This is a genomic window from Plesiomonas sp. PI-19, assembly GCF_021368255.1.
GTDB classification, from domain to species: domain Bacteria; phylum Pseudomonadota; class Gammaproteobacteria; order Enterobacterales; family CAMTGL01; genus Plesiomonas; species Plesiomonas shigelloides.
In genome coordinates this window covers 2840560-2865407 of sequence record NZ_JAJNMQ010000001.1, presented here as the reverse complement: position 1 = coordinate 2865407, position 24848 = coordinate 2840560, and the positions used below count along the sequence as shown (strand labels likewise).

Here is a 24848-nt window from a genome sequence, read left to right as displayed (position 1 = left end):
GGCCAAACGTTGGCCGTCGGTGGTGGTTTACAGAGGTGAGCATGACGCAATTTCAGTTTATTTCGGTCGAACAGGCGCTACAAAAGTTGCAGGCTGAGCAGGCGGTTTTGGTCGATATTCGCGATCCACAAAGTTTTGCCGCTGCCCATGCGCCACAGGCATTTCACCTGACCAATCAATCCTTGCTACCTTTTATGCAACAGACTGATTTTGCGATGCCGGTGATTGTGATGTGTTATCACGGCAACAGCAGTCAGGGCGCAGCACAATATCTTGTTAATCAGGGCTTTGATGAGGTATACAGTCTCAATGGCGGCTTTGAAGCCTGGCGTAAAGTGGCGCCAGTGGTGAGCGATCCGCTTCAGCCAGAATAACCGGACGTCGTTCCGGTTTGTTACGGGAACGTCTTTATGCTGTTTTTAATTCATCTGCCTAACCCGCGTCTGGCGCAGGCTTACATTGATTATATGGCCACGCGCGGCGTGCGCATTGAGCTGCGTCCAGAGCCGGAAGGGTATGCTCTGTATGTGCTCGATCCGGCGCAGGAAAGTCTAGCGCAGCAGGAGCTGGCGGCTTTCTTGCACAATCCGGATGCTCCGCAGTATCAAGATGCCAGCTGGCAGCGTGCTGATACCGCCACCGCTAGCCGCTTTCACTATCCGGCATTCTCTTATCTGCAGGCGCTGAAAGTGGGGGCGGGGCCTTTTACGCTGGCCATCATGCTGGTGTGCGTGTTGGTGTACGTGGCCGGGTGGCTGGTAGGTGAGCCGACGGTGTTTAGCTGGCTCGGCTTTGCCCGCACACCGGAGCAATACTGGCAATTATGGCGTTTGTTCACTCACGCTTTTTTACATTTTTCCTTGCTGCATATCAGCTTTAACTTGTTGTGGTGGTGGGATCTGGGCGGCCCGTTAGAGAAAAAACTGGGCTCCGGTAAGTTGGTGCAGCTATTCATGTTTTCGGCCTTGCTGTCGGGCGTGGGGCAAGCGTGGGTCAGCGGTGTGTACTTTGGTGGTTTGTCAGGCGTGGTGTATGCGCTGGTCGGTTACCTGTGGGTCAGTGGCGAGCGCGCGCCGGAGCGCGGCGTCAGTATTCCGCGTCCGCTGGTGGCCTTTATGCTGGTCTGGCTGGTACTAGGATGGTTTAATCTGTTCGGCTTATCCGTGGCCAATACGGCGCATATCATCGGATTACTGAGCGGCTGCGCGCTGGCATTCTGGGATTGCCATGCATACCGCCGTGCACATTAAAATCAGAACCGCACGGTTTCTTATAAAAAGATAAACGCAAACAAACGCGTAGGAGAGCAGGTGAAACAGACGCAAAGACACGAAGCGATCGTGGAGTTGGTGCGCGAACACGGCTATGTGAGCACCGAAGATCTGGTGGCGCACTTTTCTGTCAGCCCCCAGACTATCCGTCGCGATTTAAATGATTTGGCGGCCAGCAATGTGATCCGCCGCCATCACGGTGGTGCGGCGTTGCCGTCCAGCTCGGTGAATACCGCTTATCATGACCGCAAAGGGATGTGTTCAGAGGAAAAATCTCGTATTGCGCAAGCGGTGGCTGAGTTGATCCCCGATGGGGCGACTTTGTTTATTGATATCGGTACCACCCCTGAAGCGGTGGCGCATGCTCTGCTAAATCACCGCGATCTGCGCATCGTCACCAATAACCTGAATGTCGCGACATTGCTGACCGGCAAAGAAGATTTCAAAGTGATTTTGGCCGGTGGTGAAGTGCGTAACCGTGATGGCGGGATTGTCGGCGAAGCGACGCTCGATTTTATCTCTCAGTTCCGTTTGGATTTTGGCATTCTGGGGATCTCCGGCATTGATCTGGATGGCTCGCTGCTGGAGTTCGACTATCACGAAGTGCGCACCAAAAATGCCATTATTGCCAACTCGCGCTGCGTGATCTTGGTGACTGACCACTCCAAATTTGGCCGCAGTGCGATGGTCAATCTGGGCGGAATTGATAAAGTCGATTACCTGTTTACCGATCAAGTGCCGCCTCCGCAGCTGAAAAAAGTGCTCGATGACAGTGATGTGAATCTGGTGCTTTGCTAACGAACACTTTCCTTTACGAACATTTTTAATCTGTTCTCTCAATCCGGCTCCTTCGGGCCGGATTTTTTATTTCTGCGCGACTCGCAGTCTCCCTACGTTTAGGTGCATTGCTTAGGCTCATTGCTTAAGCACATGGCCAACGATCAAACTCGGCGGCTAAGTTGGAGAATAAATTCCCCTGTACGCGCTGCGCGCTATCTCGCTGTTCAGATTACACTTATTGGATAGGCGGTCACGAAATTACGCGTCATAACTAGGTACCGCGCTGCTGAATCGTGCCCCGCCTGACGTTACTGCATAGCAGAGGATAGCGGCATAGTTGCGGTTTAATGCCGTCAGTGAAAAACCCTTATCTTTATACGGTTGTTTTGTTTTTGTTATCTTATTGCTGCGCGCGATATTTTCGCATACACTCATTTTTGCGTGATAACGAACATTTGAGGCTGTGGTATGAGTGCAATGGAAATCAACGATCTGATGGTAGTCGGCGGTGGGATTAATGGCGCCGGTATTGCGGCGGATGCAGCAGGACGCGGCTTATCGGTGGTGTTATGCGAGGCGGCAGATCTGGCCGGTGCCACGTCGTCAGCCAGCTCTAAGTTGATCCATGGCGGCCTGCGCTATCTGGAGCACTACGAGTTTCGTTTGGTGGGCGAAGCGCTGGCCGAGCGCGAAGTGCTGCTGAAAATGGCTCCGCATCTGGCATTTCCGATGCGTTTTCGTCTGCCGCACCAGCCTCATTTGCGTCCGGCGTGGATGATCCGCGCGGGCCTGTTTTTATATGACCATCTGGGCAAGCGCACCACGCTGCCGGGCAGCTGCGGTATTCGTTTTGCGGCGCAAGATGGTTTGCAGCCCGATTTACGGCGCGGTTTTGAATATTCCGACTGCTGGGTGGATGATGCGCGTCTGGTGGTGGCTAATGCCCGTCAGGTGGTGGAAAAAGGCGGTCAGGTGCTGACCCGCACCGCGGTTGTGAGCGCGAAGCGTGAGAATGGCTTGTGGCGGGTGGAGACTGAGCAACGCGGTCCGCACGCCAGTGGTGAACGCCGCGTGTGGTGGGCGCGTGCACTGGTGAATGCTACCGGCCCGTGGGTAAAACAGTTCTTTGATGACAGCTTGCAGGCGGCCTCCCCGCGCAATATTCGGTTGATTAAAGGCAGCCACATCGTGGTGCCACGGGTGAATAGCGGCCCACAGGCTTATATCCTGCAAAACGAAGACCACCGGATTGTGTTTGTGATCCCGTGGCTGGATAAATTCTCGATCATTGGTACCACTGATGTGGAATACCACGGCGATCCACGCGCGGTGCAGATTGATGAAAGCGAAATCGACTACCTGCTCGGGGTCTATAACCGCCATTTCAGCGCGCCACTGCGCCGTGAGGATGTGCGCTGGCATTATGCCGGTGTACGTCCGTTGTGTGATGATGAGTCCGATTCACCGCAAGCAGTGACCCGTGATTACACGCTGGAATTGGCCGATTGGTCGGGCAAAGCGCCGTTGCTATCGGTGTTTGGCGGCAAGCTGACCACTTATCGTAAGCTGGCACAAGCGGCGATGCACCGGTTACAGCCGTACTTCCCAGAGATGGGGCCTGATTGGACGGCGCAGAGTGTATTGCCTGGTGGTGAGATGGGCATGGATCGTCGTCAGTATAGCGAAGCCTTGTGTCGCGATTATCCGTGGTTACCGGCTGACATGGCGTATCGCTATGCTTGCACCTATGGGGCGCGTAGCCGCCAGATTTTGCGTGGCGCGGAGTCATTGGAAGAGTTGGGGCAGCATTTTGGCCATGATCTGTATCAGGCCGAGATCCGTTACCTGCAAACGCAAGAGTGGGCGCAGACGGCAGAAGATATATTGTGGCGCCGTACCAAGCTGGGGATGTTCCTGACCGGTGAAGAGCAAGCGTACTTGGCCGAGTGGCTGGATAAGCAGGGCAAACTGTCTGCGGTGGCCTGAGCATAAGCGCCTAAGCATAAGCTTCTAAACATAAGTTTCTAAGCATAGCCTCTTATCTGTTCTTAGGCATTGGCGAAGTCCAAAAGAACGCCTGTGCCATGCGATAAGACTGCGCAAACAGGGTACACCAACGGGCGATGGCATTTTGCGCGATCGCCCGTTTTTATGTCAGCGCTTTACTGAGTGCAGATGTTATTAGTGCTAACCCGTGCGCAGCACGTCTTACTGATAGATATAGGTGGTAAACAGCACATCGAGCACCGGCTTTTCGCCCAGCTCTTTTTGCAGCAGCGCATTGACCTTCTCTAGACAGGCTTTGCGTGTTGCTTCCCGCAGATTCAGCGATTTAACCTGATTTTCATCCTGTGCACTCAAAATCCAGATCAGCGCATCACGGATTTGCGGCTCGTGCAGTGCTACCTTGTCTTTGGCCGCTTGATTGGCCACCATCAGACTGACGCTGACCCGTAAAAAGCCCAGTTGGCTACCGTTGGTCTGGTAGTTGGTCACAATATCATCGCCAAGTGGCAGATATTGGTAGGGAGAGGCCTGCGCCACCGCCGACTCTTCAGCGGCTTGTACCAGAGCCGGACCGAGCAACAAAGCAAAGCATAACGCGCGGATAATCTGAGCGGATTTGAACATGGCGTAACCTATCTGTGTACATCTGTTAACGGAAATCGTACCGTTAGCTGATAGAATAATGAAAAATAAAACGGCCGTCTTTGTGGCAGGCCGCTTAATCACGCACGACGATAATCATGAGTTTGCTGGCCACCACCTTTTCCCCTTGGGCGCGGGGTAATGCGCTAGAGGCAACATGGCAGTCTGCCGATCCGCATGCCCTCACACCGCAGCAGGCGGACTGGGTGCTGCATAACGGATCGATGACGCAGCATTTACGCCGTCATTGCCAACAATTGCAGGTTAAAATCGGCTTTCAGGGCATCGTCACTCTGGATCAGTTAGCGGCCGCCGAGCAGATTCCTTTACCGCCCGGCGAGTGCTCGCTCTGGTTGCGGGAAGTGATTTTGTGTGGCGATGGCGAGCCGTGGATTTATGCGCGCACCTTGATCCCATTATCGATGCTTGAGCATCAGGGGATGGATTTGCGGGCGATCGGTGAAACACCGATTGGCGAGTTGCTGTTTCGGGCGCCAGGGATTGAGCGCCGGGAATTACAGCACAGTTGGGTCTGCTTGCCTTTGGCGGTGGCTCAAGCGTTATCGTTATCTGCGCGCTCGCCGTTGTTGGCGCGCCGTTCCTCGTTGTGCCACGGGCCGCAGTATTTATCGGTGACGGAGGTTTTCTTACCGTCGGCACCGGTTTATCAAAGGGAGAGAAGCTCATGCTGAGGGAGAAACTGAGCGCTTACTGGCGTCTGATGCGAATGGACCGGCCGATCGGCACCTTATTGCTGCTGTGGCCGACCTTGTGGGCTTTATGGCTGGCCGCGCAAGGACAGCCGAACTGGCCAGTCTTGCTGGTGTTTGTGCTGGGCGTGGTGGTGATGCGCGCTGCCGGTTGTGTCATCAATGATTATGCCGATCGTCACTTTGATGGTCATGTGAAACGCACCGCGAACCGTCCGTTACCGAGTGGCGATGTGCGTCCGTCTGAAGCGCGCTGGCTGTTTGTGGCGCTGGTCGCTCTGGCGTTTGTCTTGGTCTTAACCCTGAATAGCCTGACCATCGTGCTCTCGTTGGTGGCGCTGGCATTGGCGGCGGTCTATCCGTTTATGAAGCGGTTTACCCACCTGCCACAGCTGGTGCTGGGGGTGGCATTTGGCTGGTCAATTCCGATGGCGTTTGCCGCGCAGATGAATCTGCTGCCCCTGAGTTGCTGGTTGCTGCTGCTGGCGAACATCTGCTGGACGGTGGCGTACGACACCCAATATGCGATGGTCGATCGGGATGATGATTTGCGCATTGGCATCAAATCCACTGCTATCTTGTTTGGCCGTTTTGATAAGTTGATTATCGGCTTGCTGCAGCTGGCGACCTTGTTATTGCTGGTCTTGGTTGGCGTTTTAAGTCAGCTGGGCAGCTTGTATTACTGGTCACTGTTGGCCTGTGCGGCGCTGTTTGTCTATCAGCAGCAGTTGCTTAAAGAGCGCGAGCGCGATGCCTGTTTTCAGGCCTTTTTGAATAATAACTATGTGGGGATGGTGCTGTTTTGCGGCATCGCCTCAAGTTATCTGCTGCATTGAGTCGGTTATCTTTGCCTCTTCGACGAGTGCCTTGAACTAAAAAAACAGAGCAAGCGCTCGGTGAGCGATATAAAAAAGGACGTCCCTTGGGACGTCCTTTTTTGTGGTGGCGAGATGGCCGAGTCATGGCCTCGTTAGGCCACTCGGTCACGCCACACTAGGCCAACACCCTGCGAGCTTATTCCGCCGCAGGCGTACTCAGACGCACACTGACAGCGCTGTCGATCGTCAGGCGCACTTCTGGCGATAACTGTGGGCTGAGCAGCGCATGCAGCGCGGCGACTTTATCGGTCACCACCTGCTGCTCGTTATCGATGCAGCCCAAGGTTTGCAGCGTGTTGACCAGCGCCGCAAACACCGCCTTGTCAAAGAACTCCGGCGCATTGATGCCGTGCAGTACTGACAGACGCTGTGCAATCAGCTGGCTTTCGCTTTCCAGCGCTTCGCGACTGATGTTGTGGTCAGTGTTTAGCAGTGCCAGCGTGATGGCGTAGCGTTGCAGTGCTTCACGCACTCCTGCAGCCAGCAGTTGCAGTGGACGGATGCGCGCGTTGTTAAGCAGCAATTCATCGCCATCGGCACAAATCAGTTGCTGGCGCAGCAGCTCGGCAATGATCTGCTCGGTCAGTGCTGGCAGCTCGGCGGCGTCATAGCGCATGAACAGCTCCGCTTGGATCAGCGAATACAAGCCGCTGACAGTGTTGTGAATGCGCTCGCGCGTCACGCGCTGCTGGCAAATCACCACACTGGCTACCAAGGCTGGCAACATCAGCATGTGCTGAATGTTGTTGCGATAATAGGTCATCAGCACCGCTTGTTTGCGATCCAGCAGCATGATGTCACCTAAGCTGTCGTGCTCGACTTGCAGCTTATCCAGCGTCATCACATGTGCCAGCATCTCTTCTGGCGTCTGATTCGGTACGGTACATTCGCTGGAGTACGGCACGTTTTTCAGCAGTTGCTGGTAGCACTCCAGCTGCTCTAACAGCTGCGCCCGCGTCAATGCACGCTGACGCGACGCCAGCAGCGCGGTGGCGGTCAAGTTCAGGGCATTGGCAGCGGCAGCGTTGTTGATATGCACCATGATCTGGTGGGCGATATCATTGACCGTTGGGGCCAGCCATTGAGGCCGTTGTGGTTCAATCGGATCGATTGCATCGCGCCACTGCGGCACGTTCTGGTTCAGGTACGGCACCAACGGGATTGGCTCACCGAAGTTCACATAACCTTGACCCAAATTGCGCAGTTTGCGCAGGGTGCGAATCACCTGCAGCAGGTTCTCTTTTTCCTTGGCCGCCCCGCGCAGTTCATTGGCATAGGTGCCGACTTCCATCACGTGCTCGTAACCGATATACACCGGCACGATCGAGATGGGGCGCTGCAAACCGCGCAGCATGGCTTGCAGGGTCATACTCAAGGTGCCGGTCTTCGGCTCCAGCAGACGACCGGTGCGCGAACGGCCACCTTCAATAAAGTATTCCACCGAATAACCGCGTGCAAAAAGCTCCGCCATATATTCACGAAATACCGTAGAATACAGTCTGTTGCCTTTGAAACTGCGGCGAATGAAAAAGGCACCGCCGCGGCGGAAAATTGGCCCAGCAGGGAAGAAGTTCAAGTTGATCCCAGCGGCAATGTGCGGCGGAACCAAACCTTGGTGATAGAGCACGTACGAGAGCAGCAGGTAGTCCATGTGGCTGCGGTGGCACGGCACGTACACAATCTCGTGTCCGTCTTGCGCCAGCTTACGGACTCGCTCGGCATGTTCCACATTGATGCCCTGATACAGGCGGTTCCACAGCCAGCCGAGGAAACGATCGCCAATCCGCACCAGCTCATACGAGAAGTTGGCGGCGATCTCTTCCATCATGCCGATGGCTTTTTGCTTGGCTTTCTCTGGCGAGATATTGCTATTGCTGACTTCGTCAGCCACCGCTTTTTCGATGGCCTTGGAGTGCAGCAGTTGGTTAAACAGCGCTTTGCGATCCGGCAAACGTGGGCCAGAAGCCGCTAAGCGCTGGCGCGAGAAGTGGATCCGCGCCACACGCGCCAGTTTCTGGGCGATGGTTTGGTCAGTACCGTGTTGGTCGGCCATGTAGCGCAGCGAAACGCAGTTAGAAAAACGCACGAAGCTGTCGCGACCGAGCCACAGCACGGCGAACAGTTTTTGAATGCCGTTGAGCAGGCGCAGTTGCGGTAATTCCATGCGGCCTTCATGGCCCGGCGCGCGGCCCCACAACACGGTAACTGGCACCATCTGTACATCCAGTTCAGGATCTTGGCGGTGCAGGTTCAGGTAGTCGTGGAATAAGGTGATCGACTCTTGCTTTGGCGCGCGGCTTTTGAACACCCGTGGGCGCTCGTCGATAAACACGTAGCTTGGCAGCGTCTTGCCGTTTAAGGTTTGCGGTGCCAAAGGATCAGGCAGATGCTGAGCCAGACAGTAGCGGCGCAGGGTCAGTAAATCAGTATCAGATTTGTACGGCAGCACATACAGGATCGGCCGTGCCGGATCGATGTGCAGCTCTTGGATCGGATCGGCCGGGATCAGCTTGCTTTTAACCAGCAATGACAGCGGCAGATCGAGAAATTTGTGATAAATACGCTTCCAACCGGACATGGTGGGGCCTCAACGTCAATACAACCGAGCAAGGATACCAGAAATCACTGGTAAGATCTGTTTGCACGCGTGATGTCCGTCTCTGGCGGCGCAATTGGCGACAGGATAGCCACGTGATCGGCGCTTTTCGCTAGGATTATTCCCGATAACAATATGCCCCACCGGATGGTGGTCAACGTAGCTTGTACAAGCATAGGATGAAAACCAAGATGCAGAAAAATACTGGCTTCAAACGCGTGTATAAGGCCGCCATTTATTCTTGGCAGGGATTTCGGCAGGCGTTTCAGTACGAGGCGGCGTTTCGGCAAGAGGTGTTTTTGGCGCTGATCCTCATTCCGGTGACCTTCTTTCTGCCGGTAACCGCAATCGAGCGGGTGTTGATGATCATGGTGGTGGCGTTGGTGCTGATCGCCGAGTTGCTCAATAGCGCGGTAGAAGCGGTGGTGGATCGGATTGGTGATGAATACCATGAGCTGGCCGGGCGCGCTAAAGATATGGGTTCGGCGGCGGTTTTCGTGGCGTTAGTGCTGGTACCGCTGGTGTGGGGAATTATTCTTTGGCCTTGGTGATTGCGGGGTTTTCAACCGCCCGAGTCCTGTATATACTGCCAGTATGACTGTATAAACAGACAGGATAAGACGATGAAGCCACTGACCGAACGACAGCAACAGGTTTACGATCTGATCCGTGATCATATCGAGCAAACGGGCATGCCGCCGACTCGGGCTGAAATTGCCCGTGATCTGGGTTTTCGCTCGCCGAACGCGGCAGAAGAACACCTGAAAGCGCTGGCGCGTAAGGGTGCCATTGAAATAGTGGCGGGCGCATCGCGCGGGATCCGTCTGTTAGCGGAACTGGCAGAAGAAGAGGCCGCCAATGATGGCTTGCCACTGATTGGCCGTGTGGCTGCCGGTGAGCCGATTTTGGCGCAGCAACATGTGGAAGGCCATTATCAGGTCGATCCGGCCATGTTCAAGCCCAGTGCTGATTTCCTGCTGCGCGTTAATGGTATGTCGATGAAAAATATCGGCATCCTCGATGGTGATTTGCTGGCCGTGCATAAAACGCAAGATGTGCGTAATGGTCAAGTCGTGGTCGCGCGGGTGGAAGATGATGTCACCGTGAAGCGCTTAGAGCGACGTGGCAATGAAGTGCTGCTGCATGCCGAGAACGAAGAGTTCGCTCCGATTGTCGTGGACTTGCGCACCCAGTCATTGACCATTGAAGGTCTGGCGGTGGGCGTGATCCGCAATAGCGATTGGATGTGATAGCGCCACTTACAGGCGAAGCGATAATCGCGTGCATAACAGTGATATGCTAAAAACCCGCTACGGCGGGTTTTTTTATGTGTCCAAGAACCTGGATACTGCGTTTTTGGGGTTGGGCGTAATGGCTCAGCCTGTGGGGATTAAAGTTGGTGCATAAAATTTTGCGGTATCCCGAGCCGCGCCTTGATTGATGATGTATGGATGGTTAATAGGTACCTGTTGTGGTGACGTTCTCTTGGTTTTCTGCGGTCGATCGGCGCTTGTGGCAATTAGCACTGCCGATGATCTTGTCTAATATCACCGTACCTTTACTGGGGTTGGTGGATACCGCCGTTATGGGGCATCTGGATAATGCGGTATATCTGTCGGCGGTGGCGGTTGGCAGCATGGTGATCACCTTTATCACCATGATGTTCAATTTCCTACGTATGAGCACCACCGGCATGACCGCGCAGGCCTACGGCGCGAATAACCAAACGGCGATCGCGCGAGCGTTGCTGCAACCGCTGTTGTTGGGGTTACTGATTGGTCTGGGTTTATGGCTGCTGCGTACTCCGCTCACCGCGTGGGGTTTGCAGCTCAGCGGCGCACAAGGTGAGTTGGCACAGCAGGCGCACAGTTATCTTGCGATCCGTTTTTGGGCGGCGCCAGCGACCTTAGCCAATTTGGTTCTGCTGGGCTGGTTGCTCGGCATGCAGCACATGAAAGCGCCGGTCTTGTTGTTGGTGTGGGGCAATCTGCTCAACATTGTGCTGGATATCTATCTGGTATGGTATGCCGGTTGGCAAGTGCGCGGCGCGGCTTGGGCGAGCGTGTGCGCCGAGTACCTGACTTTGCTGCTGGGATTAGGGTTAGTGCGCTATTACCTGCGCCGAAGCGGCGTGAGTTTGCGTGCCGGTTGGCAGTGTTGGTCAGCTGGATTGCGCCGTTTATTGGGCTTAAACCGCGATATCTTTTTGCGCTCGTTGGTGCTGCAACTGTGCTTTGCTGCGTTTACGGTGCTGGGCACCCGTTTGGGCGCTGAGGTAGTGGCGGTCAATGCACTGCTGTTGAACTTCCTGACTTTCACTGCGTTTGCGCTGGACGGTTTTGCCTATGCGGTGGAAGCCTTAGCTGGACATGCCATTGGGGCGCGCAATACCCGCGAGCTGCAACTGATGTGGCGCGCCGCCTGTCGGCAGGCGTTGGCGGTCGCTTTGCTGTTTAGCAGCGCTTACCTGCTGTGCGGTACGTGGTTGATCGATATGCTGACCAGCTTGCCGGCACTGCGCGCGCAAGCGCGGGTGTTTTTACCTTGGCTGTGGTTGTTGCCGCTAGTGGGCATGGGCTGTTATTTGCTGGATGGCCTTTTTATCGGCGCGACGCGCGGACGCGAGATGCGTAACAGCATGCTAATTGCCGGAAGTGGTTATCTACTCACGGTTTGGCTGGCCTTGCCGCTGTGGGGCAATCACGGTTTGTGGCTGGCGCTGTTGGTGTTTTTGCTATTGCGTGGTGTGAGTTTGGAGTACTACCGTCGGCGGGTGTTACTGCCAGCGTTAGGCATGTCGGCCTGATAAAACTGGCAGATAACAGCCAGATAATAGCTAGATAAGATGAGTGCGCCCTGTTGGCGCACTCGATAGGCTTAACGGGATCAGTAGAACGAGTGATCGCCGCGCTGGTGCTCGGTGATGTCTTTCACGCCTTTGAGCTCGCCGTTAAACTGGGCCAGCAGCTCTTTTTCGATGCCTTCTTTCAAGGTGACATCAATCATCGAGCAGCCATTGCAACCGCCACCAAACTGGACAATAGCAAAGCCGTCAGCAGTAATTTCCACCAGTGACACCCGGCCACCGTGCGCCGCCAGTTGCGGGTTGACTTGCGACTGCAGCACATACTCAACGCGCTCAGCCAGTGGTGCATCGTCGGCCACTTTGCGCATCTTGGCATTCGGTGCCTTCAAGGTCAGCTGCGAGCCTAATTGGTCAGTGGTGAAGTCAATTTCGGCGTCTTCCAGATACGGGGCGCTCATGATATCGACGTAAGCGGAAAAACCGTCAAACTTCAGCTCGGTATCATTGATCTCCACGGCATCTGCCGGACAGTAGGAAACGCCGCACTCTGCATTCGGCGTGCCCGGATTAACAACAAAAACACGGATATTCGTGCCTTCAGCTTGTTGCGCTAGCAACTTGCTGAAATGCGCTTGTGCAGCATCAGTAATGCGGATCATGGCGGGTCCCAATAGTTGACTCATTTACTTGGTTAATCATCATACACCTTTTCATCGGCACTGAGTAGAGGCTTACTGTGTCCGACATAGACACCAGATCTGCACCTCGGCCGCGCCCTGTGCCAGCAGCATTTGGCTCAGTACCTGAATGGTCGCACCGGTGGTCACCACATCATCCAGCAAGGCAACCCGCAGTCCGGTTAGAGGACGCGTCACGGCATAACTGTGCTGGGCATTGGTCTGGCGCTCGGTGTGTCCCAACGTATGCTGGGCCTGACTTTCCTTATAACGTATCAGTACGTCTGAATCGAGCGGGATTTGCAGCCAGTGTGACAGCGGCTGGGCCAGAAGTGCTGTTTGGTTGAAACCTCGCCGCCATTGACGTTGGCGATGCAGCGGTACTGGCAGTAGCAAATCGGGCCATGGGCTGGGGCGTGTGCGGCGCTCGGCCAGTAAGGCCAACAACAATAATCGCGCCAGTGGGGTTGCCAGCCAGAATTGGCCGCGGTATTTAAAGCGGTGCAGTAGCTTATCGAGCGGCGCACAATAATCGCTGACGGCCACGAGCGAATGCCACGGAGGGGTTGTGTTTTGACAACGGTAACAGGGCCCATTGGCGGCGCTGCGCTGCAAACCACATTGTGGACAAGGCCAGCGCGTGCTGGGCAGATCGTGGTGACAGCGATAACAAATCGCATCCGCGGCACGAAACAGCGGCTGTTGGCATAACAAACAGGGCGCATTGAGCTGCAGCGGCAGACTCAAGCGCGGCCAGCGTAAGGTTGGCCAGGTAAACACAGGCTGGCGCATCACCGCGCTCCGGTTAGGTGCGTCCATGGCATTCATCGCATGGGCGCAGATTATCTCATCATCGAACGAGTGTAGAGCATGCAAGGACTATTCTGGCAGACACAAGGTACGGGAGCGCGCGATCTTGTGCTGTTGCACGGTTGGGGACTGAATAGCGCTGTTTGGCAGCCGTTGGTGGCGGAATTAGGTTCGCAATTTCGCCTGCATTTGGTGGACTTGCCCGGCTATGGCCGTAGTCAGGATTTCCCCGCCTTGAATCTGGCGCAGATGGCTGAGACCTTGCTGGCACACGCCCCGGAACAGGCGATTTGGCTTGGTTGGTCACTCGGCGGCTTGGTGGCCACGCAAGTGGCGCTGCAAGCGCCGCAACGGGTTAGCGGTTTAATCACCTTAGCGTCATCCCCCCGTTTTGTGGCTGAGCAAGGGTGGCGTGGTATCAAGCCGGCGGTACTGGCTGATTTTCGCCAGCAACTGGCCACCGATTATGCCAAGACGGTGAGTGGTTTTATGGCGCTGCAAACACTCGGTACGCGCAGTGCACGCCAAGACACCCGTTGGTTAAAAGAGGCGGTATTGGCACTTCCCGCACCGTCAACCGAGGTTCTGGCTAAAGGTCTGGATCTGCTGGCCGACACAGATCATAGGCCGTTACTGGCTGGCTTGAGTATGCCGGCGCTGCGCATTTATGGGCGGCTCGACGCACTGGTTCCACAGCAGGTGGTGGACGGTGTCAGTCGCTATTGGCCGCAGTCTCAGGCGCAGATCCTGACTGAATCGGCTCATGCACCTTTTATTGCGCAGCCGCGCGACTGTGCTGCTCTGATCGAGGCATTTTGCTCGTCCAGCCAGCCCGGATAACTGTTTTATAACCACGGAAGCATACGCAGGTGATGAATGTCAGCCCGACCCATCAGGCAGTTTCGGTTCTGCCCACCTCGGTGAACCCGCCGACTGAACAGGCAGGGCATGACAATCAGGTCCGTGAGCGTATCCCGCAGACGGCGCCCACCGAAGCGGCGCCGCATCAGCGTGGTATTGACCAGCATGATGAACAGGGCGAGTTACTGCCCTATGATCCCGATGGCCACGACGGGGAAGAGCATGCCACAGAGCCCGAGCCAGTATTGCTGGAGTCGGAAGGCGAAGCGTTGATTGAAGGGCAGTGGGAGACCAAAGAGGAGTGTCCGCTGTTCTATCCACCGTTTCCCAATGCCCTGACCGCGGTGAATCGTCAAATGGCGCTGCACGGCAAAGTGATTGTGTGCCGTTACTGGTATTCGGTGCATCCGCGCCCGAAAGCCACCTTTCGTACCAAAACCTAATTCGCTACCTATCTTGGCGCATCTACAGCGATAAACAGCAAAAAAAACCTCCCAACCTAACAATTAGGAAGGGAGGCGAGAGAGCGTGTTGCCCAGCGATCGGCTTACTGCCGTTAGCCGGTTTAACTGGTTTTCTTGGCGGATTGTACCGATTTGGTCATCGCATCTTGCTCATGCACGCGGGGCAGAGAAATACGCATCGACAAACCACCCAACGTAGCACTGCGACCGAGCGTAATGCTGCCGTGGTGGGCATCGATGATCCGTTTTAGGATGGATAAACCCAGTCCGGAGCCTTCGCTGCTACCGCGCGCTTCGTCGCCGCGCACGAAAGGCTGGAACAGTTTTTCCTGATCGGCTTCGGCAATCCCCGGGCCGTTATCTTCCACCTGAACCCAGACCCAACCTTTGTCATCCACACCACTGCTCATGCTGATCATGCCGTTACCATAGCGGATGGCGTTGGTCACGATATTGGCAATCGCGCGCTTAATCGAAAGCGGATGGATGTTGCACAGCAACACCTCGTGCGACAGATCGACATTAATCATGTGATCTTCAGTGCTTTCGGCAGTGGCCACTTCGCTAACCAAATGGTTCAGATCAAACGGCTCGGTCGGCATATCACCATTTTGCGCGCGCAAAAAGTCGATAAACTGGCCGATGATTTCGTTCGACTCATCAATGTCTTTATTGATGGACTCCGACAGATAATCATCCTCCGGACTCATCATCTCGGTCGCCAGACGGATGCGAGTCAGCGGGGTACGCAAGTCATGGCTAATCCCCGCCAGGATCAGGTTACGGTCTTGTGCCAGCGCTTTAATCCCACGGCTCATCACGTTGAATGAGTGGATCACCGAGCGCACTTCCGAGGCCCCTTGCTCCGGCAGCTCATCTGGGTATTCACCCCGACCCACGCGCAGCGCGGCTTTTTCCAGCTCCACTAACGGACGGTTTTGCAGGCGAATGAACACCCACGCACCGGCCAAGATCAGCAGGAAAATGGCAAAGATGTAACGGAACAGCGGTGCAAAGGCTTCTTGGCGCAGCTCAATCAGCGGAATACGCGACCACAGATCGCTGTCGGCATCGGTTGGGTCATGTAGCCAGAGTACGAAGAACTCGGAGCCGGTTTCCAGCCGCACATCCACCTGCTTATTAAACAGACGGCTGAACTCGCGATCTAAAAACGGATAATGACCGGCATTTGCCAGTCCCATTTTCATCGCTTCTTGTTCGGTGTACAGCTGAATATCCAGATCGGCCGCCAGCTCGTTACGCAGGATCTGTCGCACATGCGGAGAGGCCTGTTTATCGATTTTGGCAGCCAACTTGATTTCATAAGCCACCATCCGGTTAAACTGCGAGACGGTGGGACGAATGGCAAAGTTCATCACTGCCATGTAGGTGGTGAGCATGCAAATGAGCAGCAACACCACCATCATCAGCAGCGTGCGAGCGAAGGTGCTTCGCGGCAACAGTCTGAACATTATGCTTTATGGTCGTCCGGTACGAACACATAACCCAGGCCCCATACGGTCTGGATGTAGCGAGGACGAGCCGGATCTTCTTCCAGCATGCGACGCAGGCGGGAGATTTGTACGTCGATGGCACGCTCCATGGCGCTGTATTCACGGCCACGGGCCAGATTCATCAGCTTGTCACGGGACAGCGGTTCACGTGGGTGAGTCACCAGTGCTTTCAATACCGCGAACTCGCCGCTGGTCAGCAGCATCGCTTCGTCGCCGCGGAACATTTCACGGGTACCCAGATTCAGGCGGAATGGCCCGAATTCGATCACCGCTTCTTCTTGTGACGGCGCGCCTGGCAGCTCGGTGGTATGACGGCGCAAAATCGCACGCAGACGTGCCAGCAGCTCACGCGGGTTAAATGGTTTTGGCAGATAGTCATCCGCGCCTACTTCCAGACCCACGATGCGGTCAATTTCATCGCCCTTGGCGGTCAGCATGATGATCGGGATATTGTTATCCTGACTACGCAGACGACGGCAAATTGACAGACCATCTTCACCTGGCAGCATCAGATCCAGTACCATCAGATGGAAACTTTCCCGCACCAGTAAGCGATCCATTTGCTCAGCGTTAGCCACGCTGCGAACCACGAAACCTTGTTCAGTCAGGTAACGTTCCAGCAGGGCACGTAAGCGCATGTCATCATCGACCACGAGGATCTTGTGGTTTTCTTGCATAGTCATACTCCAAAAGGCTAGTTGATCACACGGGAATGCGGGAAAGCAGGGTGTGCGTCGTCATAAAACAATCACTTCCGTTATTGTATGCAAGTTCGCCAAATTCCCGTACCGGAAATTGTTACAAATTCCATCTAACTCCTGATGTTGAGAACGCTGGTTAAACCAGCGGCTGATAACTGATTTCCAGCACCAGATAACTGGCCACGCCGGACGGGGTCATCACTTCAATTTCATCATCCAGCGTTTTGCCGATTAAGGCGCGCGCTACCGGTGAGTTAATCGAGATCCAGTTTTTGGCTGGGTTAAACTCATCCGCGCCGACAATGCGGTACACCTTCTCTTCACCGGCATCATTTTCCAGTCGCACCCAAGCACCAAAGAACACTTTGCCCTCTTGTTGAGGACTTGGGTCGACGATTTTCAGTTCATCGAGGCGTTTACTCAGAAAGCGTACCCGGCGGTCAATTTCCCGTAACCGCTTTTTGCCATAGATGTATTCGGCGTTTTCCGAACGGTCGCCCATGGCCGCCGCTTCGGAAACCGCTTGGGTCACTTGCGGTCGTTCGACTTTCCACAGGTATTTGAGTTCTTGATCGAGGGCCATCCAGCCCTCACGGGTAATATAGTGTGCTTTTGCCATTACGATGGTGGTCTTATTCCGGATTCGTGAACTGTACAGGCGCGCAACCCTGATCTGGGCCGGTTTCTGCATACGGACAGCTGGTATTTTGCCACGCACAAACGTATAAAAGTCGGCTGTTACTCAAAATAATAGGATGAATCTGAGTCTGCCTATGAATACACCGATGAGCCATGTGATTGCCGGCGAGCTGAATGCCCGCCCGGAGCAGGTGACGGCAGCGATCCGGCTGCTGGATGAAGGGAATACGGTTCCTTTTATCGCCCGTTACCGTAAGGAAGTGACCGGCGGTCTGGACGATACCCAACTGCGTAATCTGGAAACCCGCCTGTTGTACCTGCGTGAACTGGATGATCGCCGTCAGAGCATTCTGAAATCAATTCGTGAGCAGGGCAAACTCAGTGAGGCGCTGGAGCAGTCTATTTTGGCTGCCGACAATAAAACCGAGCTGGAAGATCTGTACCTGCCGTACAAACCTAAACGCCGTACCCGTGGCCAGATTGCTATCGAAGCGGGGCTGGAGCCCTTGGCCGATCTGTTGTGGCAAGACCCACAGCAAGATCCAGAGCAAGCGGCGCAGGCGTATATCGATGCTGAAAAAGGCGTGGCTGACAGCAAAGCGGCGCTCGATGGTGCCCGTTATATCCTGATGGAGCGTTTTGCTGAAGATGCTGCCTTGCTGCACAAGATCCGCACGTATCTGTGGCAGAACGCCGATCTGGTGGCGCAAGTGGTGAGCGGCAAAGAAGAGGAAGGCGCCAAGTTTCGCGATTACTTTGCCCACCATGAACCGATTGCCAAGGTGCCGTCACACCGTGCGCTGGCGATGTTCCGTGGTCGCAACGAAGGCATTTTGCAACTGAGCTTGAATGCCGATCCGCAGCAAGACGAAGGCATTCGTCAAAGCTATTGTGAAACCCTGATTGCAGAGCACTATCAGGTGCGTTTGGGCACGGCGCCGGCTGACAGTTGGCGTCAAGGGGTCATCAACTGGGCGTGGCGGATCAAAATTCTGTTACATATGGAGACCGAGTTGATGGCCAGCGTGCGTGAGCAGGCGGAAGCGGAAGCTATCAATGTGTTCGCCCGTAACCTCAATGATTTGTTAATGGCCGCGCCAGCCGGTGCCAAAGCCACGATGGGTCTGGATCCGGGTTTGCGTACCGGGGTGAAAGTGGCGGTGGTAGATGCCACCGGTAAGCTGGTGGATACCGCAACCGTGTATCCGCACACCGGTCAGCAGGAAAAAGCGCTGCAAGTAGTAGCGGCACTGTGCCTGAAACATCAGGTGGCCTTGATTGCCATCGGTAATGGCACGGCGTCGCGGGAAACCGATCGTTTTACCGCCGAGATGCTGGCGCGTTACCCTGCGATCCACGCGCAGAAAGTCACTGTCAGTGAAGCCGGTGCGTCGGTGTATTCTGCCTCCGAGCTGGCGGCTCTGGAGTTTCCGGATCTGGATGTGTCACTGCGCGGCGCGGTGTCAATTGCGCGTCGTCTGCAAGATCCGTTGGCCGAGCTGGTGAAAATCGAGCCGAAAGCCATTGGTGTTGGCCAATATCAGCACGATGTTTCGCAAAGTCAGCTGGCGCGCCGTCTGGATGCGGTGGTGGAAGACTGTGTGAACGCCGTCGGCGTAGACTTGAACACCGCCTCAGTGGCACTGCTGACCCGAGTGGCCGGTTTGAGCAAAACGCTGGCGCAAAATGTGGTGGCATATCGTGACCAACATGGCCGCTTTGCCCGCCGCGCCCAGCTGTTGGATGTCCCGCGCTTAGGGCCGAAAGCCTTTGAGCAGTGCGCCGGCTTTTTGCGTATCAATGACGGGGAAAACCCACTGGATGCCTCTACGGTGCACCCTGAGTCCTACCCGCTGGTGGAGCGTATCTTGGCTGCCACCGGCTTGACCATCCGTGAGTTGATGGGGAATGGCGAGACGCTGCGCGGCGTGCAAGCTTCGCAGTTTACCGATGCACAATTTGGTCTACCGACGGTGACCGATATCCTGCGTGAGCTGGAAAAACCGGGTCGCGATCCGCGTCCGGAGTTTAAAACCGCCGTCTTTGCCGAGGGCATTGAAACGCTGGAAGACCTGTCGGCCGGTTTGGTTCTGGAAGGCACCGTCACCAACGTCACCAACTTCGGTGCGTTTGTCGATATCGGGGTGCATCAAGATGGCTTAGTGCACATCTCGTCGCTGTCGAACAAATTTGTGGAAGATCCACATACGGTGGTCAAAGCTGGCGATATCGTGAAGGTCAAAGTGCTGGAAGTTGACCTTGAGCGTCGCCGTATTGCCCTGACCATGCGTTTAGATGAGCAACCCGGTGAGAGCAACCGACGTAGTGCCCCGGCTTCGGCCGGTAACGGCCAGCCTGCGGAGCGCAATGCCCGTGGCGGTAATCGCGGCGTGAATCAGGGCAACCATCGCGCGCATAACGGTCGTGGTGGCGCGGGGAACAGTGCCGGTAATAGTGCCATGAGTGATGCTTTGGCGGCGGCGTTAGGGAAAAAACGCTAAGTTTGCCGTACGCTGTCATATGTTATGGCTGACGCCAAAATTGGCGTAAAGGCCAGAAAAAAACAACAGGGAGCTGCGGCTCCCTGTTGTGCGTTATAGGGCGGCTGGTGCGCGGTGTCGCGCGGTATGTGGTGGCCGTTCACCCGCAAGGTCGAGCGGAGAGGATGGGTGATCGGCAAAAAAAAACCGCTCAAGCCGAGCGGTGTTGTCCAACATACAAAATGAACTAGCCAATAGAACTGAATGGTATTACTGAAAGCTTACCGGTCTTGGATATCGTGTTTATCGATGCGAGCGAAGCACCAGAAGGCGACGATAAACAGAAGTGCCCAGGGCACGGCCAGCATAATTCCGATAATAAAATCTTGCATAAGCTGACTCCTTTTAACCTTCAACGTTCAGTGCTAAAGAGCATAAGCCAGAACTTTCGTTGATGATATTTGAATAAAGTTAACTTAACGTTCATTAAAAATGAATGAAGTTGCTGCAGCGAAAAAAAACGGGCCCGTAGGCCCGTTGGTGAGGAGGAGTCAGAACATTAGAGTTGAGGACCGGCAGCCACCAGCGCAGCACCTTCTGTGGTATCGGTGTACTTATCAAAGTTGGTGATAAAGCGCTGTGCCAGATCTTTGGCCTTGTGCTCCCACTCATTCACGTCTGCGTAGGTATCACGCGGGTCGAGAATGTTGCTGTCGGCACCTGGCAGCTCGGTTGGCATCTCCAGATCGAAAATTGGCAGATGCTGTGTTGGCATCGCTTCAATTGAACCATCCAAAATGGCATCGATAATGGCACGGGTATCCTTGATGGAGATCCGCTTACCAGTACCGTTCCAGCCGGTGTTGACCAGATAGGCTTGCGCGCCCGCTGCTTCCATACGCTTCACCAGCACTTCGGCATACTGCGTTGGGTGCAGTGTCAGGAAGGCCGCGCCGAAGCAGGCAGAGAAGGTTGGGGTTGGCTCGGTGATGCCCCGCTCAGTACCGGCCAGTTTGGCGGTAAAGCCAGACAGGAAGTGGTACTTGGTTTGCTCTGGGGTCAGCTTAGACACCGGTGGCAGCACGCCGAACGCATCCGCCGTCAGGAAGATCACCTTGTTAGCGTGTCCGGCTTTGGATACCGGCTTCACGATATTTTGGATGTGGTAAATCGGGTAGGAAACACGGGTGTTTTCGGTCTTCGAACCATCATCAAAGTCGATCGAGCCATCGGCACGCACGGTGACGTTTTCCAGCAGCGCATCGCGTTTGATGGCATGGAAAATGTCCGGCTCAGCTTCTTCCGACAGCTTGATGGTCTTGGCGTAGCAACCCCCTTCGAAGTTGAACACCCCATCGTTGTCCCAGCCGTGCTCGTCATCGCCAATCAGGCGACGCTTCGGATCGGTCGACAGCGTGGTTTTACCGGTACCGGACAGGCCGAAGAAGACCGCAACATCGCCTTTCTCACCCACGTTGGCTGAGCAGTGCATAGAAGCAATGCCTTGCAGCGGCAGCAGGTAGTTCATGACCGAGAACATGCCTTTCTTCATCTCGCCACCGTACCAAGTACCGCCAATCAGCTGGATACGTTCGGTCAGGTTAAACGCCACGAAGTTTTCTGAGTTCAGGCCTTGCTCTTTCCAATGTGGGTTGGTGCACTTGGCACCGTTCATCACGATGAAGTCCGGTGTGAAATCTTGCAGCTCTTCCGCGCTGGGGCGAATGAACATGTTTTTCACAAAGTGCGCCTGCCAGGCTACTTCGGTGATGATGCGGACTTTCAAACGGGTATCTGGGTTGGCACCGCAGAAGGCATCGACCACGAACAGGCGCTTGCCGGACAGTTGCTTGGTGACCAGACCTTTCAGGTCATGCCACACTTCCGGGGAAATCGCTTTGTTGTCGTTTTTGCCTTTGCCCTGATCCGCCCACCAGATGGTGTCGCGGGTGGTGTCATCACGGACAATGAATTTATCTTTCGGTGAGCGACCGGTAAAGATCCCGGTATCAACGGCAACAGCCCCCATATCGGTGACGACGCCACGCTCATAGCCGGACAGATCGGAACGGGTTTCTTCTTGGAATAGCAGTTCGTAGGACGGGTTGTAGACGATCTCACTGACATCCTTGATGCCGTAAGCGGCCAGATCTAAGGCGATTGGGCTTTCTACCTCTAATACGCTCATCTTTCAGCTCCTTTGTAATTGGATAAATCCTCATCAACTAATAACCATATTAGTGTTGTGCTTAATCGAGACAGCGAGCCTCTTCAAATTTTTGTTATTATTTCTGGGGAAAAACCAAAGAAAAGGCGGGAATGTTCCCGCCTTGTGATCAGTGTAGCTGATTAGATGAATTTATGTGTGATCCGTTTCGTAGTGCCTGAATATCCATCGCATCAAACCGATAATGTGCGCCGCAGTAGTCACAATGCATATCGATTTCGCCGTTTTCTGCGAGGATCTGCTCAATTTCTGCAGGATCAACAGTCAAAATGGCTGCGGCAGAACGTTCAGCTGAACAGGTACACTTGAAAACTACGTCTTGTGCCGGATAAACCGTTACTTCTTCTTGGTGATACAGACGATACAGCACTTCTTCGGCATCCAGCCCAAACAGCTCTTCGGCTTTGACCGTTGACGTCAGTTGGCTTAAATGCTCGAACTCTTCCGCTTGGCCTTTGTCGTCAGGCAATACCTGCAGCAACATACCACCAGCCACTGTTTGTGACTGGTACTCACCGGTCAGCAGGAACAGACGGGTTGGCAGCTGTTCGGATTGGGCGAAGTACGCTTCCAGACATTCGGCCAGCGTTTCACCCTCCAGTGCCACGATGCCCTGATAACGCTCACCTTGCTCTGGCGTAATGGTGATCACCAAGTGACCTTGGCCAATCATCTGATGCAGGCTCATGTCATCGCTGATCTCGCCTTGCAGACGCGCTACGCCACGCAGTTGTTGGTTGTTATCACCGTTGATCACCGCCAGTTTCAGCGGACCGTCACCTTGCAGTTGCACGGTAATGGTACCTTCAAACTTCAACGTCGCGGTCAGCAGGCTGGTCGCGACCAGCATCTCGCCCAGCAGCTTTTGCACCGGCTGCGGGTAAGTGTGGTTATCCAGCATCCGGCGGTAGGTTTCAGACACCCGTACCAGCTCACCGCGGACGGATACTTTATCAAACAGATAACGATGCAGTTGATCGTGATTATGCATAAGGCTCTCTCAGTGATAGTGAGCCGGGATTAGTCGGACTCACGGTATTTGAATCGGATCAGATCGCGCCGTTCTTTTTTATCCGGCCGGCGATCCGGATGCGGCATGGTCAGGGCATTGAGCTTACGAGCCAGCGTTTGCTGTTCACGCTTTTGCACACTTTCCGCCGTTTCCTGATACATCAATTGGGCGTCAGGCGCGCCGCGGCGCTGTTCGCTCAATTGCCGTATCACCACCGTCCTTTCATCCAGTCCCTGACGCAGGGTGAGGGTGGCACCCAGTTCCACCAGTTTGCTGGGTTTACTGCGTTGACCGTTGTAGTGCACTTTTCCGCCATCGATCATTTCGCGAGCCATCGCACGGGTTTTGTAAAACCGCGCGGCCCACAGCCATTTGTCGAGCCGGATCGACTTATTGCCCTCACAGGGGGCTGATTTTCCGCTCATGCGTTATCCTGCAGCAGCTGAAAACAACGTTGGAATTATCACACGTCTTGCGGCGTAAACCCAATTCTGTGTGGTTAGACTGGCGCTCTGTTAGTTAATGTGGAGGCGCTTTGGTCAGGATCAAGCGCGCAGCGAAAATTGATGGGGATTTCGCGCCGGATCACAGTAAAAACCACAACGTCAGATGTTAATTTTTAGTTACTCATGTTTAATGACGTGAGTAAGATAAACTTCAAGGATAGACCGCGTCACACCATGACGTAAATCGGGCAAAGATCGTGCGTGAGCGTGCGTCAACAAGGTGTGCGCAGTACCTGATTCACGCACAAGCAGCAAGGAGCGCAGCGGTGCAGCAGCTGACAACCTGGGTTCGCAGGCTACAAGCGCGCAGGCGACAATCTAAGCAGCCCTTAGGGTTGCCGCAGACCCGTGCTCCCAGCACCGGTGGGCATTGGATGCGCCGCGGGTTTGGCACCGATAAGCTCACGTTAGTGAGTCGCCTGTGTTGGCTTGGGGTGCTCGGCTATGCTTCGGTGTTGCTGTGGCGTATCGGCCAGCCACTGCCGACGGCGACGCCCCAGAGTGCCCCGTTTGCCGCCTCGGCGACCAAAAGTGCGCCCGCGGCCGCGCTGACGGAAGCGGATTTGGGCGTCATTTTCCAGCAGCAGTGGTTTGGCGCGCTAGCGAACAAACCGGTCACGCCGCCAGTGGTTGCAGCCCCGGCAGCGGTGACAAAATTGAGTTTTATTTTACGCGGCGTGGCACCGGCCAGCGATCCGGCGCGCAGTGTGGCGGTGATTGAAGCGCAAGGTCGCCAGGCCAGTTATATGCCGGGCGAGGCGATTGCTGGTTCAGCCGTGCGTCTGCTGAAAGTCGAAACCACGCAAGTATGGCTGGATAACGGCGGGGTGACGGAGCTACTGGTCTTGCCCGGTGAGCCCAGCAGCCCAGCGGCGTCAACCAAGAGCGCCGGAGTTGCGGTGAGCAAGCCCGCCGCCTCCACGGCGACGGACGCCAGTGAGTTGGCGGCGCTACGGGACGAAATAGCCCGAGAGCCGCAAAAGATATTTAGCTATATCCGGCTTAGTCCGGTACGCAAGGATAACGTGCTGGTCGGCTACCGGGTGTCCCCGGGGGTCAATCGACTGCTGTTTGAGCATACCGGATTAAAAGATAAAGACATTGCCGTAGCCCTGAATGGACTGGATCTGACCGACGATCAACAGGCCCAGCAGGCGCTGCGTGAATTACCGGATTTGACCAGCCTGACCCTGACGGTGGTTCGCGATCAAATCCGCTATGACATTCTGATTAGCCCGTAGTGTCACTGCGGCAGGCAGACAAGGAT

The 24848-nt window shown here is 55.1% G+C and carries 23 protein-coding genes; 13 read left to right on the top strand and 10 right to left on the bottom strand.

Going from position 1 to position 24848, the window contains the following annotated elements:
- Window positions 1-41 precede the first annotated feature (41 nt).
- From glpE to glpD, 4 genes are all read left to right on the top strand, one after another.
- Complete coding sequence (gene glpE, locus LQ901_RS12765; protein WP_010862821.1) at window positions 42-374, top strand: thiosulfate sulfurtransferase GlpE; 333 nt, start codon at window positions 42-44, stop codon at window positions 372-374.
- Window positions 375-410: 36 nt separating this feature from the next.
- Complete coding sequence (gene glpG / locus LQ901_RS12760) at window positions 411-1250, top strand: rhomboid family intramembrane serine protease GlpG (protein WP_039045962.1); 840 nt, start codon at window positions 411-413, stop codon at window positions 1248-1250.
- Window positions 1251-1310: 60 nt separating this feature from the next.
- On the top strand, window positions 1311-2069 hold the full coding sequence (locus LQ901_RS12755; protein WP_010862819.1) for a DeoR/GlpR family transcriptional regulator: 759 nt from the start codon (window positions 1311-1313) through the stop codon (window positions 2067-2069).
- Window positions 2070-2528: 459 nt separating this feature from the next.
- Complete coding sequence (glpD, locus tag LQ901_RS12750; RefSeq protein ID WP_064977094.1) at window positions 2529-4037, top strand: glycerol-3-phosphate dehydrogenase; 1509 nt, start codon at window positions 2529-2531, stop codon at window positions 4035-4037.
- Window positions 4038-4259: 222 nt separating this feature from the next.
- Here the strand turns inward: glpD and LQ901_RS12745 are convergent, their stop codons facing one another.
- Entirely contained in the window at window positions 4260-4682 is a 423-nt protein-coding gene (locus LQ901_RS12745; RefSeq protein ID WP_010862817.1) for a flagellar basal body-associated FliL family protein, read from the bottom strand.
- A 116-nt stretch (window positions 4683-4798) separates the two neighbouring features.
- Between LQ901_RS12745 and LQ901_RS12740 the strand changes: the two genes are divergently transcribed.
- Both LQ901_RS12740 and ubiA read left to right on the top strand, forming a co-directional pair.
- A complete protein-coding gene (locus tag LQ901_RS12740) occupies window positions 4799-5392 on the top strand; it encodes a chorismate lyase (RefSeq protein WP_064977095.1) in 594 nt (197 codons plus the stop codon).
- A complete protein-coding gene (gene ubiA / locus LQ901_RS12735) occupies window positions 5386-6246 on the top strand; it encodes a 4-hydroxybenzoate octaprenyltransferase (RefSeq protein ID WP_010862815.1) in 861 nt (286 codons plus the stop codon). The genes LQ901_RS12740 and ubiA overlap by 7 nt, the downstream gene beginning before the upstream one ends.
- A 178-nt stretch (window positions 6247-6424) precedes the next feature.
- Here ubiA and plsB read toward each other — a convergent pair whose 3' ends face one another.
- A complete protein-coding gene (gene plsB / locus LQ901_RS12730) occupies window positions 6425-8866 on the bottom strand; it encodes a glycerol-3-phosphate 1-O-acyltransferase PlsB (RefSeq protein ID WP_233672307.1) in 2442 nt (813 codons plus the stop codon).
- Between the two features lie 209 nt (window positions 8867-9075).
- Between plsB and LQ901_RS12725 the strand changes: the two genes are divergently transcribed.
- The 3 genes from LQ901_RS12725 (at window position 9076) to dinF (ending at window position 11690) form a co-directional block, all read left to right on the top strand.
- A complete protein-coding gene (locus tag LQ901_RS12725) occupies window positions 9076-9435 on the top strand; it encodes a diacylglycerol kinase (RefSeq protein ID WP_010862813.1) in 360 nt (119 codons plus the stop codon).
- 72 nt (window positions 9436-9507) lie between these two features.
- The gene (lexA, locus tag LQ901_RS12720) at window positions 9508-10134 is read left to right on the top strand and encodes a transcriptional repressor LexA (RefSeq protein ID WP_010862812.1); all 627 of its coding nucleotides are present in this window, start codon (window positions 9508-9510) and stop codon (window positions 10132-10134) included.
- 221 nt (window positions 10135-10355) lie between these two features.
- Window positions 10356-11690 (top strand): MATE family efflux transporter DinF, encoded by a 1335-nt coding sequence (dinF, locus tag LQ901_RS12715; RefSeq protein ID WP_256855455.1) that lies wholly within the window; start codon window positions 10356-10358, stop codon window positions 11688-11690.
- Window positions 11691-11770: 80 nt separating this feature from the next.
- Here dinF and nfuA read toward each other — a convergent pair whose 3' ends face one another.
- Window positions 11771-12349 carry a Fe-S biogenesis protein NfuA gene (nfuA, locus tag LQ901_RS12710; RefSeq protein ID WP_010862810.1) on the bottom strand — a complete coding sequence of 193 codons (579 nt, stop codon included), beginning with the start codon at window positions 12347-12349 and terminating at the stop codon, window positions 11771-11773.
- A 72-nt stretch (window positions 12350-12421) separates the two neighbouring features.
- Window positions 12422-13159 carry a hypothetical protein gene (locus LQ901_RS12705; protein ID WP_072038632.1) on the bottom strand — a complete coding sequence of 246 codons (738 nt, stop codon included), beginning with the start codon at window positions 13157-13159 and terminating at the stop codon, window positions 12422-12424.
- 78 nt (window positions 13160-13237) lie between these two features.
- Between LQ901_RS12705 and bioH the strand changes: the two genes are divergently transcribed.
- Window positions 13238-14017: a pimeloyl-ACP methyl ester esterase BioH gene (gene bioH, locus LQ901_RS12700; protein WP_233672306.1), complete on the top strand. Its 780-nt coding sequence runs from the start codon at window positions 13238-13240 to the stop codon at window positions 14015-14017.
- Window positions 14018-14046: 29 nt separating this feature from the next.
- Window positions 14047-14481 carry a hypothetical protein gene (locus tag LQ901_RS12695; RefSeq protein ID WP_139800018.1) on the top strand — a complete coding sequence of 145 codons (435 nt, stop codon included), beginning with the start codon at window positions 14047-14049 and terminating at the stop codon, window positions 14479-14481.
- 122 nt (window positions 14482-14603) lie between these two features.
- Here LQ901_RS12695 and envZ read toward each other — a convergent pair whose 3' ends face one another.
- The 3 genes from envZ to greB all read right to left on the bottom strand — a co-directional run bounded on the left by envZ (window position 14604) and on the right by greB (window position 17336).
- Window positions 14604-15974, bottom strand: coding sequence for a two-component system sensor histidine kinase EnvZ (gene envZ, locus LQ901_RS12690; RefSeq protein ID WP_010862806.1), 1371 nt, complete (start codon window positions 15972-15974; stop codon window positions 14604-14606).
- Complete coding sequence (ompR, locus tag LQ901_RS12685; RefSeq protein WP_010862805.1) at window positions 15974-16693, bottom strand: two-component system response regulator OmpR; 720 nt, start codon at window positions 16691-16693, stop codon at window positions 15974-15976. Before ompR ends, envZ begins: the two co-directional genes overlap by 1 nt.
- A 160-nt stretch (window positions 16694-16853) precedes the next feature.
- A complete protein-coding gene (greB, locus tag LQ901_RS12680; RefSeq protein WP_010862804.1) occupies window positions 16854-17336 on the bottom strand; it encodes a transcription elongation factor GreB in 483 nt (160 codons plus the stop codon).
- 154 nt (window positions 17337-17490) lie between these two features.
- On the opposite strand from greB, the gene LQ901_RS12675 reads away from it, so the two are divergent.
- On the top strand, window positions 17491-19857 hold the full coding sequence (locus tag LQ901_RS12675; RefSeq protein WP_233672305.1) for a Tex family protein: 2367 nt from the start codon (window positions 17491-17493) through the stop codon (window positions 19855-19857).
- Window positions 19858-20395: 538 nt separating this feature from the next.
- Here LQ901_RS12675 and pckA read toward each other — a convergent pair.
- The 3 genes from pckA to hslR all read right to left on the bottom strand — a co-directional run bounded on the left by pckA (window position 20396) and on the right by hslR (window position 23500).
- Window positions 20396-22024, bottom strand: coding sequence for a phosphoenolpyruvate carboxykinase (ATP) (gene pckA, locus LQ901_RS12670; protein WP_233672304.1), 1629 nt, complete (start codon window positions 22022-22024; stop codon window positions 20396-20398).
- 148 nt (window positions 22025-22172) lie between these two features.
- Window positions 22173-23054, bottom strand: coding sequence for an Hsp33 family molecular chaperone HslO (hslO, locus tag LQ901_RS12665; protein WP_152135395.1), 882 nt, complete (start codon window positions 23052-23054; stop codon window positions 22173-22175).
- 29 nt (window positions 23055-23083) lie between these two features.
- Window positions 23084-23500: a ribosome-associated heat shock protein Hsp15 gene (gene hslR / locus LQ901_RS12660; RefSeq protein ID WP_010862799.1), complete on the bottom strand. Its 417-nt coding sequence runs from the start codon at window positions 23498-23500 to the stop codon at window positions 23084-23086.
- Window positions 23501-23955: 455 nt separating this feature from the next.
- On the opposite strand from hslR, the gene gspC reads away from it, so the two are divergent.
- Window positions 23956-24822 (top strand): type II secretion system protein GspC, encoded by an 867-nt coding sequence (gene gspC / locus LQ901_RS12655; protein ID WP_233672303.1) that lies wholly within the window; start codon window positions 23956-23958, stop codon window positions 24820-24822.
- The last annotated feature ends 26 nt before the right edge of the window (window positions 24823-24848 follow it).

Bases quoted from the DNA above. Each gene is read 5' to 3' on its own strand.
- glpE (WP_010862821.1), top strand. From the start codon at position 42: ATGACGCAATTTCAGTTTATTTCGGTCGAACAGGCGCTACAAAAGTTG.
- glpG (WP_039045962.1), top strand. From the start codon at position 411: ATGCTGTTTTTAATTCATCTGCCTAACCCGCGTCTGGCGCAGGCTTAC.
- glpD (WP_064977094.1), top strand. From the start codon at position 2,529: ATGGAAATCAACGATCTGATGGTAGTCGGCGGTGGGATTAATGGCGCC.
- LQ901_RS12745 (WP_010862817.1), bottom strand. From the start codon at position 4,682: ATGTTCAAATCCGCTCAGATTATCCGCGCGTTATGCTTTGCTTTGTTG.
- LQ901_RS12740 (WP_064977095.1), top strand. From the start codon at position 4,799: ATGAGTTTGCTGGCCACCACCTTTTCCCCTTGGGCGCGGGGTAATGCG.
- ubiA (WP_010862815.1), top strand. From the start codon at position 5,386: ATGCTGAGGGAGAAACTGAGCGCTTACTGGCGTCTGATGCGAATGGAC.
- plsB (WP_233672307.1), bottom strand. From the start codon at position 8,866: ATGTCCGGTTGGAAGCGTATTTATCACAAATTTCTCGATCTGCCGCTG.
- LQ901_RS12725 (WP_010862813.1), top strand. From the start codon at position 9,076: ATGCAGAAAAATACTGGCTTCAAACGCGTGTATAAGGCCGCCATTTAT.
- lexA (WP_010862812.1), top strand. From the start codon at position 9,508: ATGAAGCCACTGACCGAACGACAGCAACAGGTTTACGATCTGATCCGT.
- nfuA (WP_010862810.1), bottom strand. From the start codon at position 12,349: ATGATCCGCATTACTGATGCTGCACAAGCGCATTTCAGCAAGTTGCTA.
- LQ901_RS12705 (WP_072038632.1), bottom strand. From the start codon at position 13,159: ATGCGCCAGCCTGTGTTTACCTGGCCAACCTTACGCTGGCCGCGCTTG.
- bioH (WP_233672306.1), top strand. From the start codon at position 13,238: ATGCAAGGACTATTCTGGCAGACACAAGGTACGGGAGCGCGCGATCTT.
- envZ (WP_010862806.1), bottom strand. From the start codon at position 15,974: ATGTTCAGACTGTTGCCGCGAAGCACCTTCGCTCGCACGCTGCTGATG.
- ompR (WP_010862805.1), bottom strand. From the start codon at position 16,693: ATGCAAGAAAACCACAAGATCCTCGTGGTCGATGATGACATGCGCTTA.
- greB (WP_010862804.1), bottom strand. From the start codon at position 17,336: ATGGCAAAAGCACACTATATTACCCGTGAGGGCTGGATGGCCCTCGAT.
- LQ901_RS12675 (WP_233672305.1), top strand. From the start codon at position 17,491: ATGAATACACCGATGAGCCATGTGATTGCCGGCGAGCTGAATGCCCGC.
- pckA (WP_233672304.1), bottom strand. From the start codon at position 22,024: ATGAGCGTATTAGAGGTAGAAAGCCCAATCGCCTTAGATCTGGCCGCT.
- hslO (WP_152135395.1), bottom strand. From the start codon at position 23,054: ATGCATAATCACGATCAACTGCATCGTTATCTGTTTGATAAAGTATCC.
- hslR (WP_010862799.1), bottom strand. From the start codon at position 23,500: ATGAGCGGAAAATCAGCCCCCTGTGAGGGCAATAAGTCGATCCGGCTC.
- gspC (WP_233672303.1), top strand. From the start codon at position 23,956: ATGCGCCGCGGGTTTGGCACCGATAAGCTCACGTTAGTGAGTCGCCTG.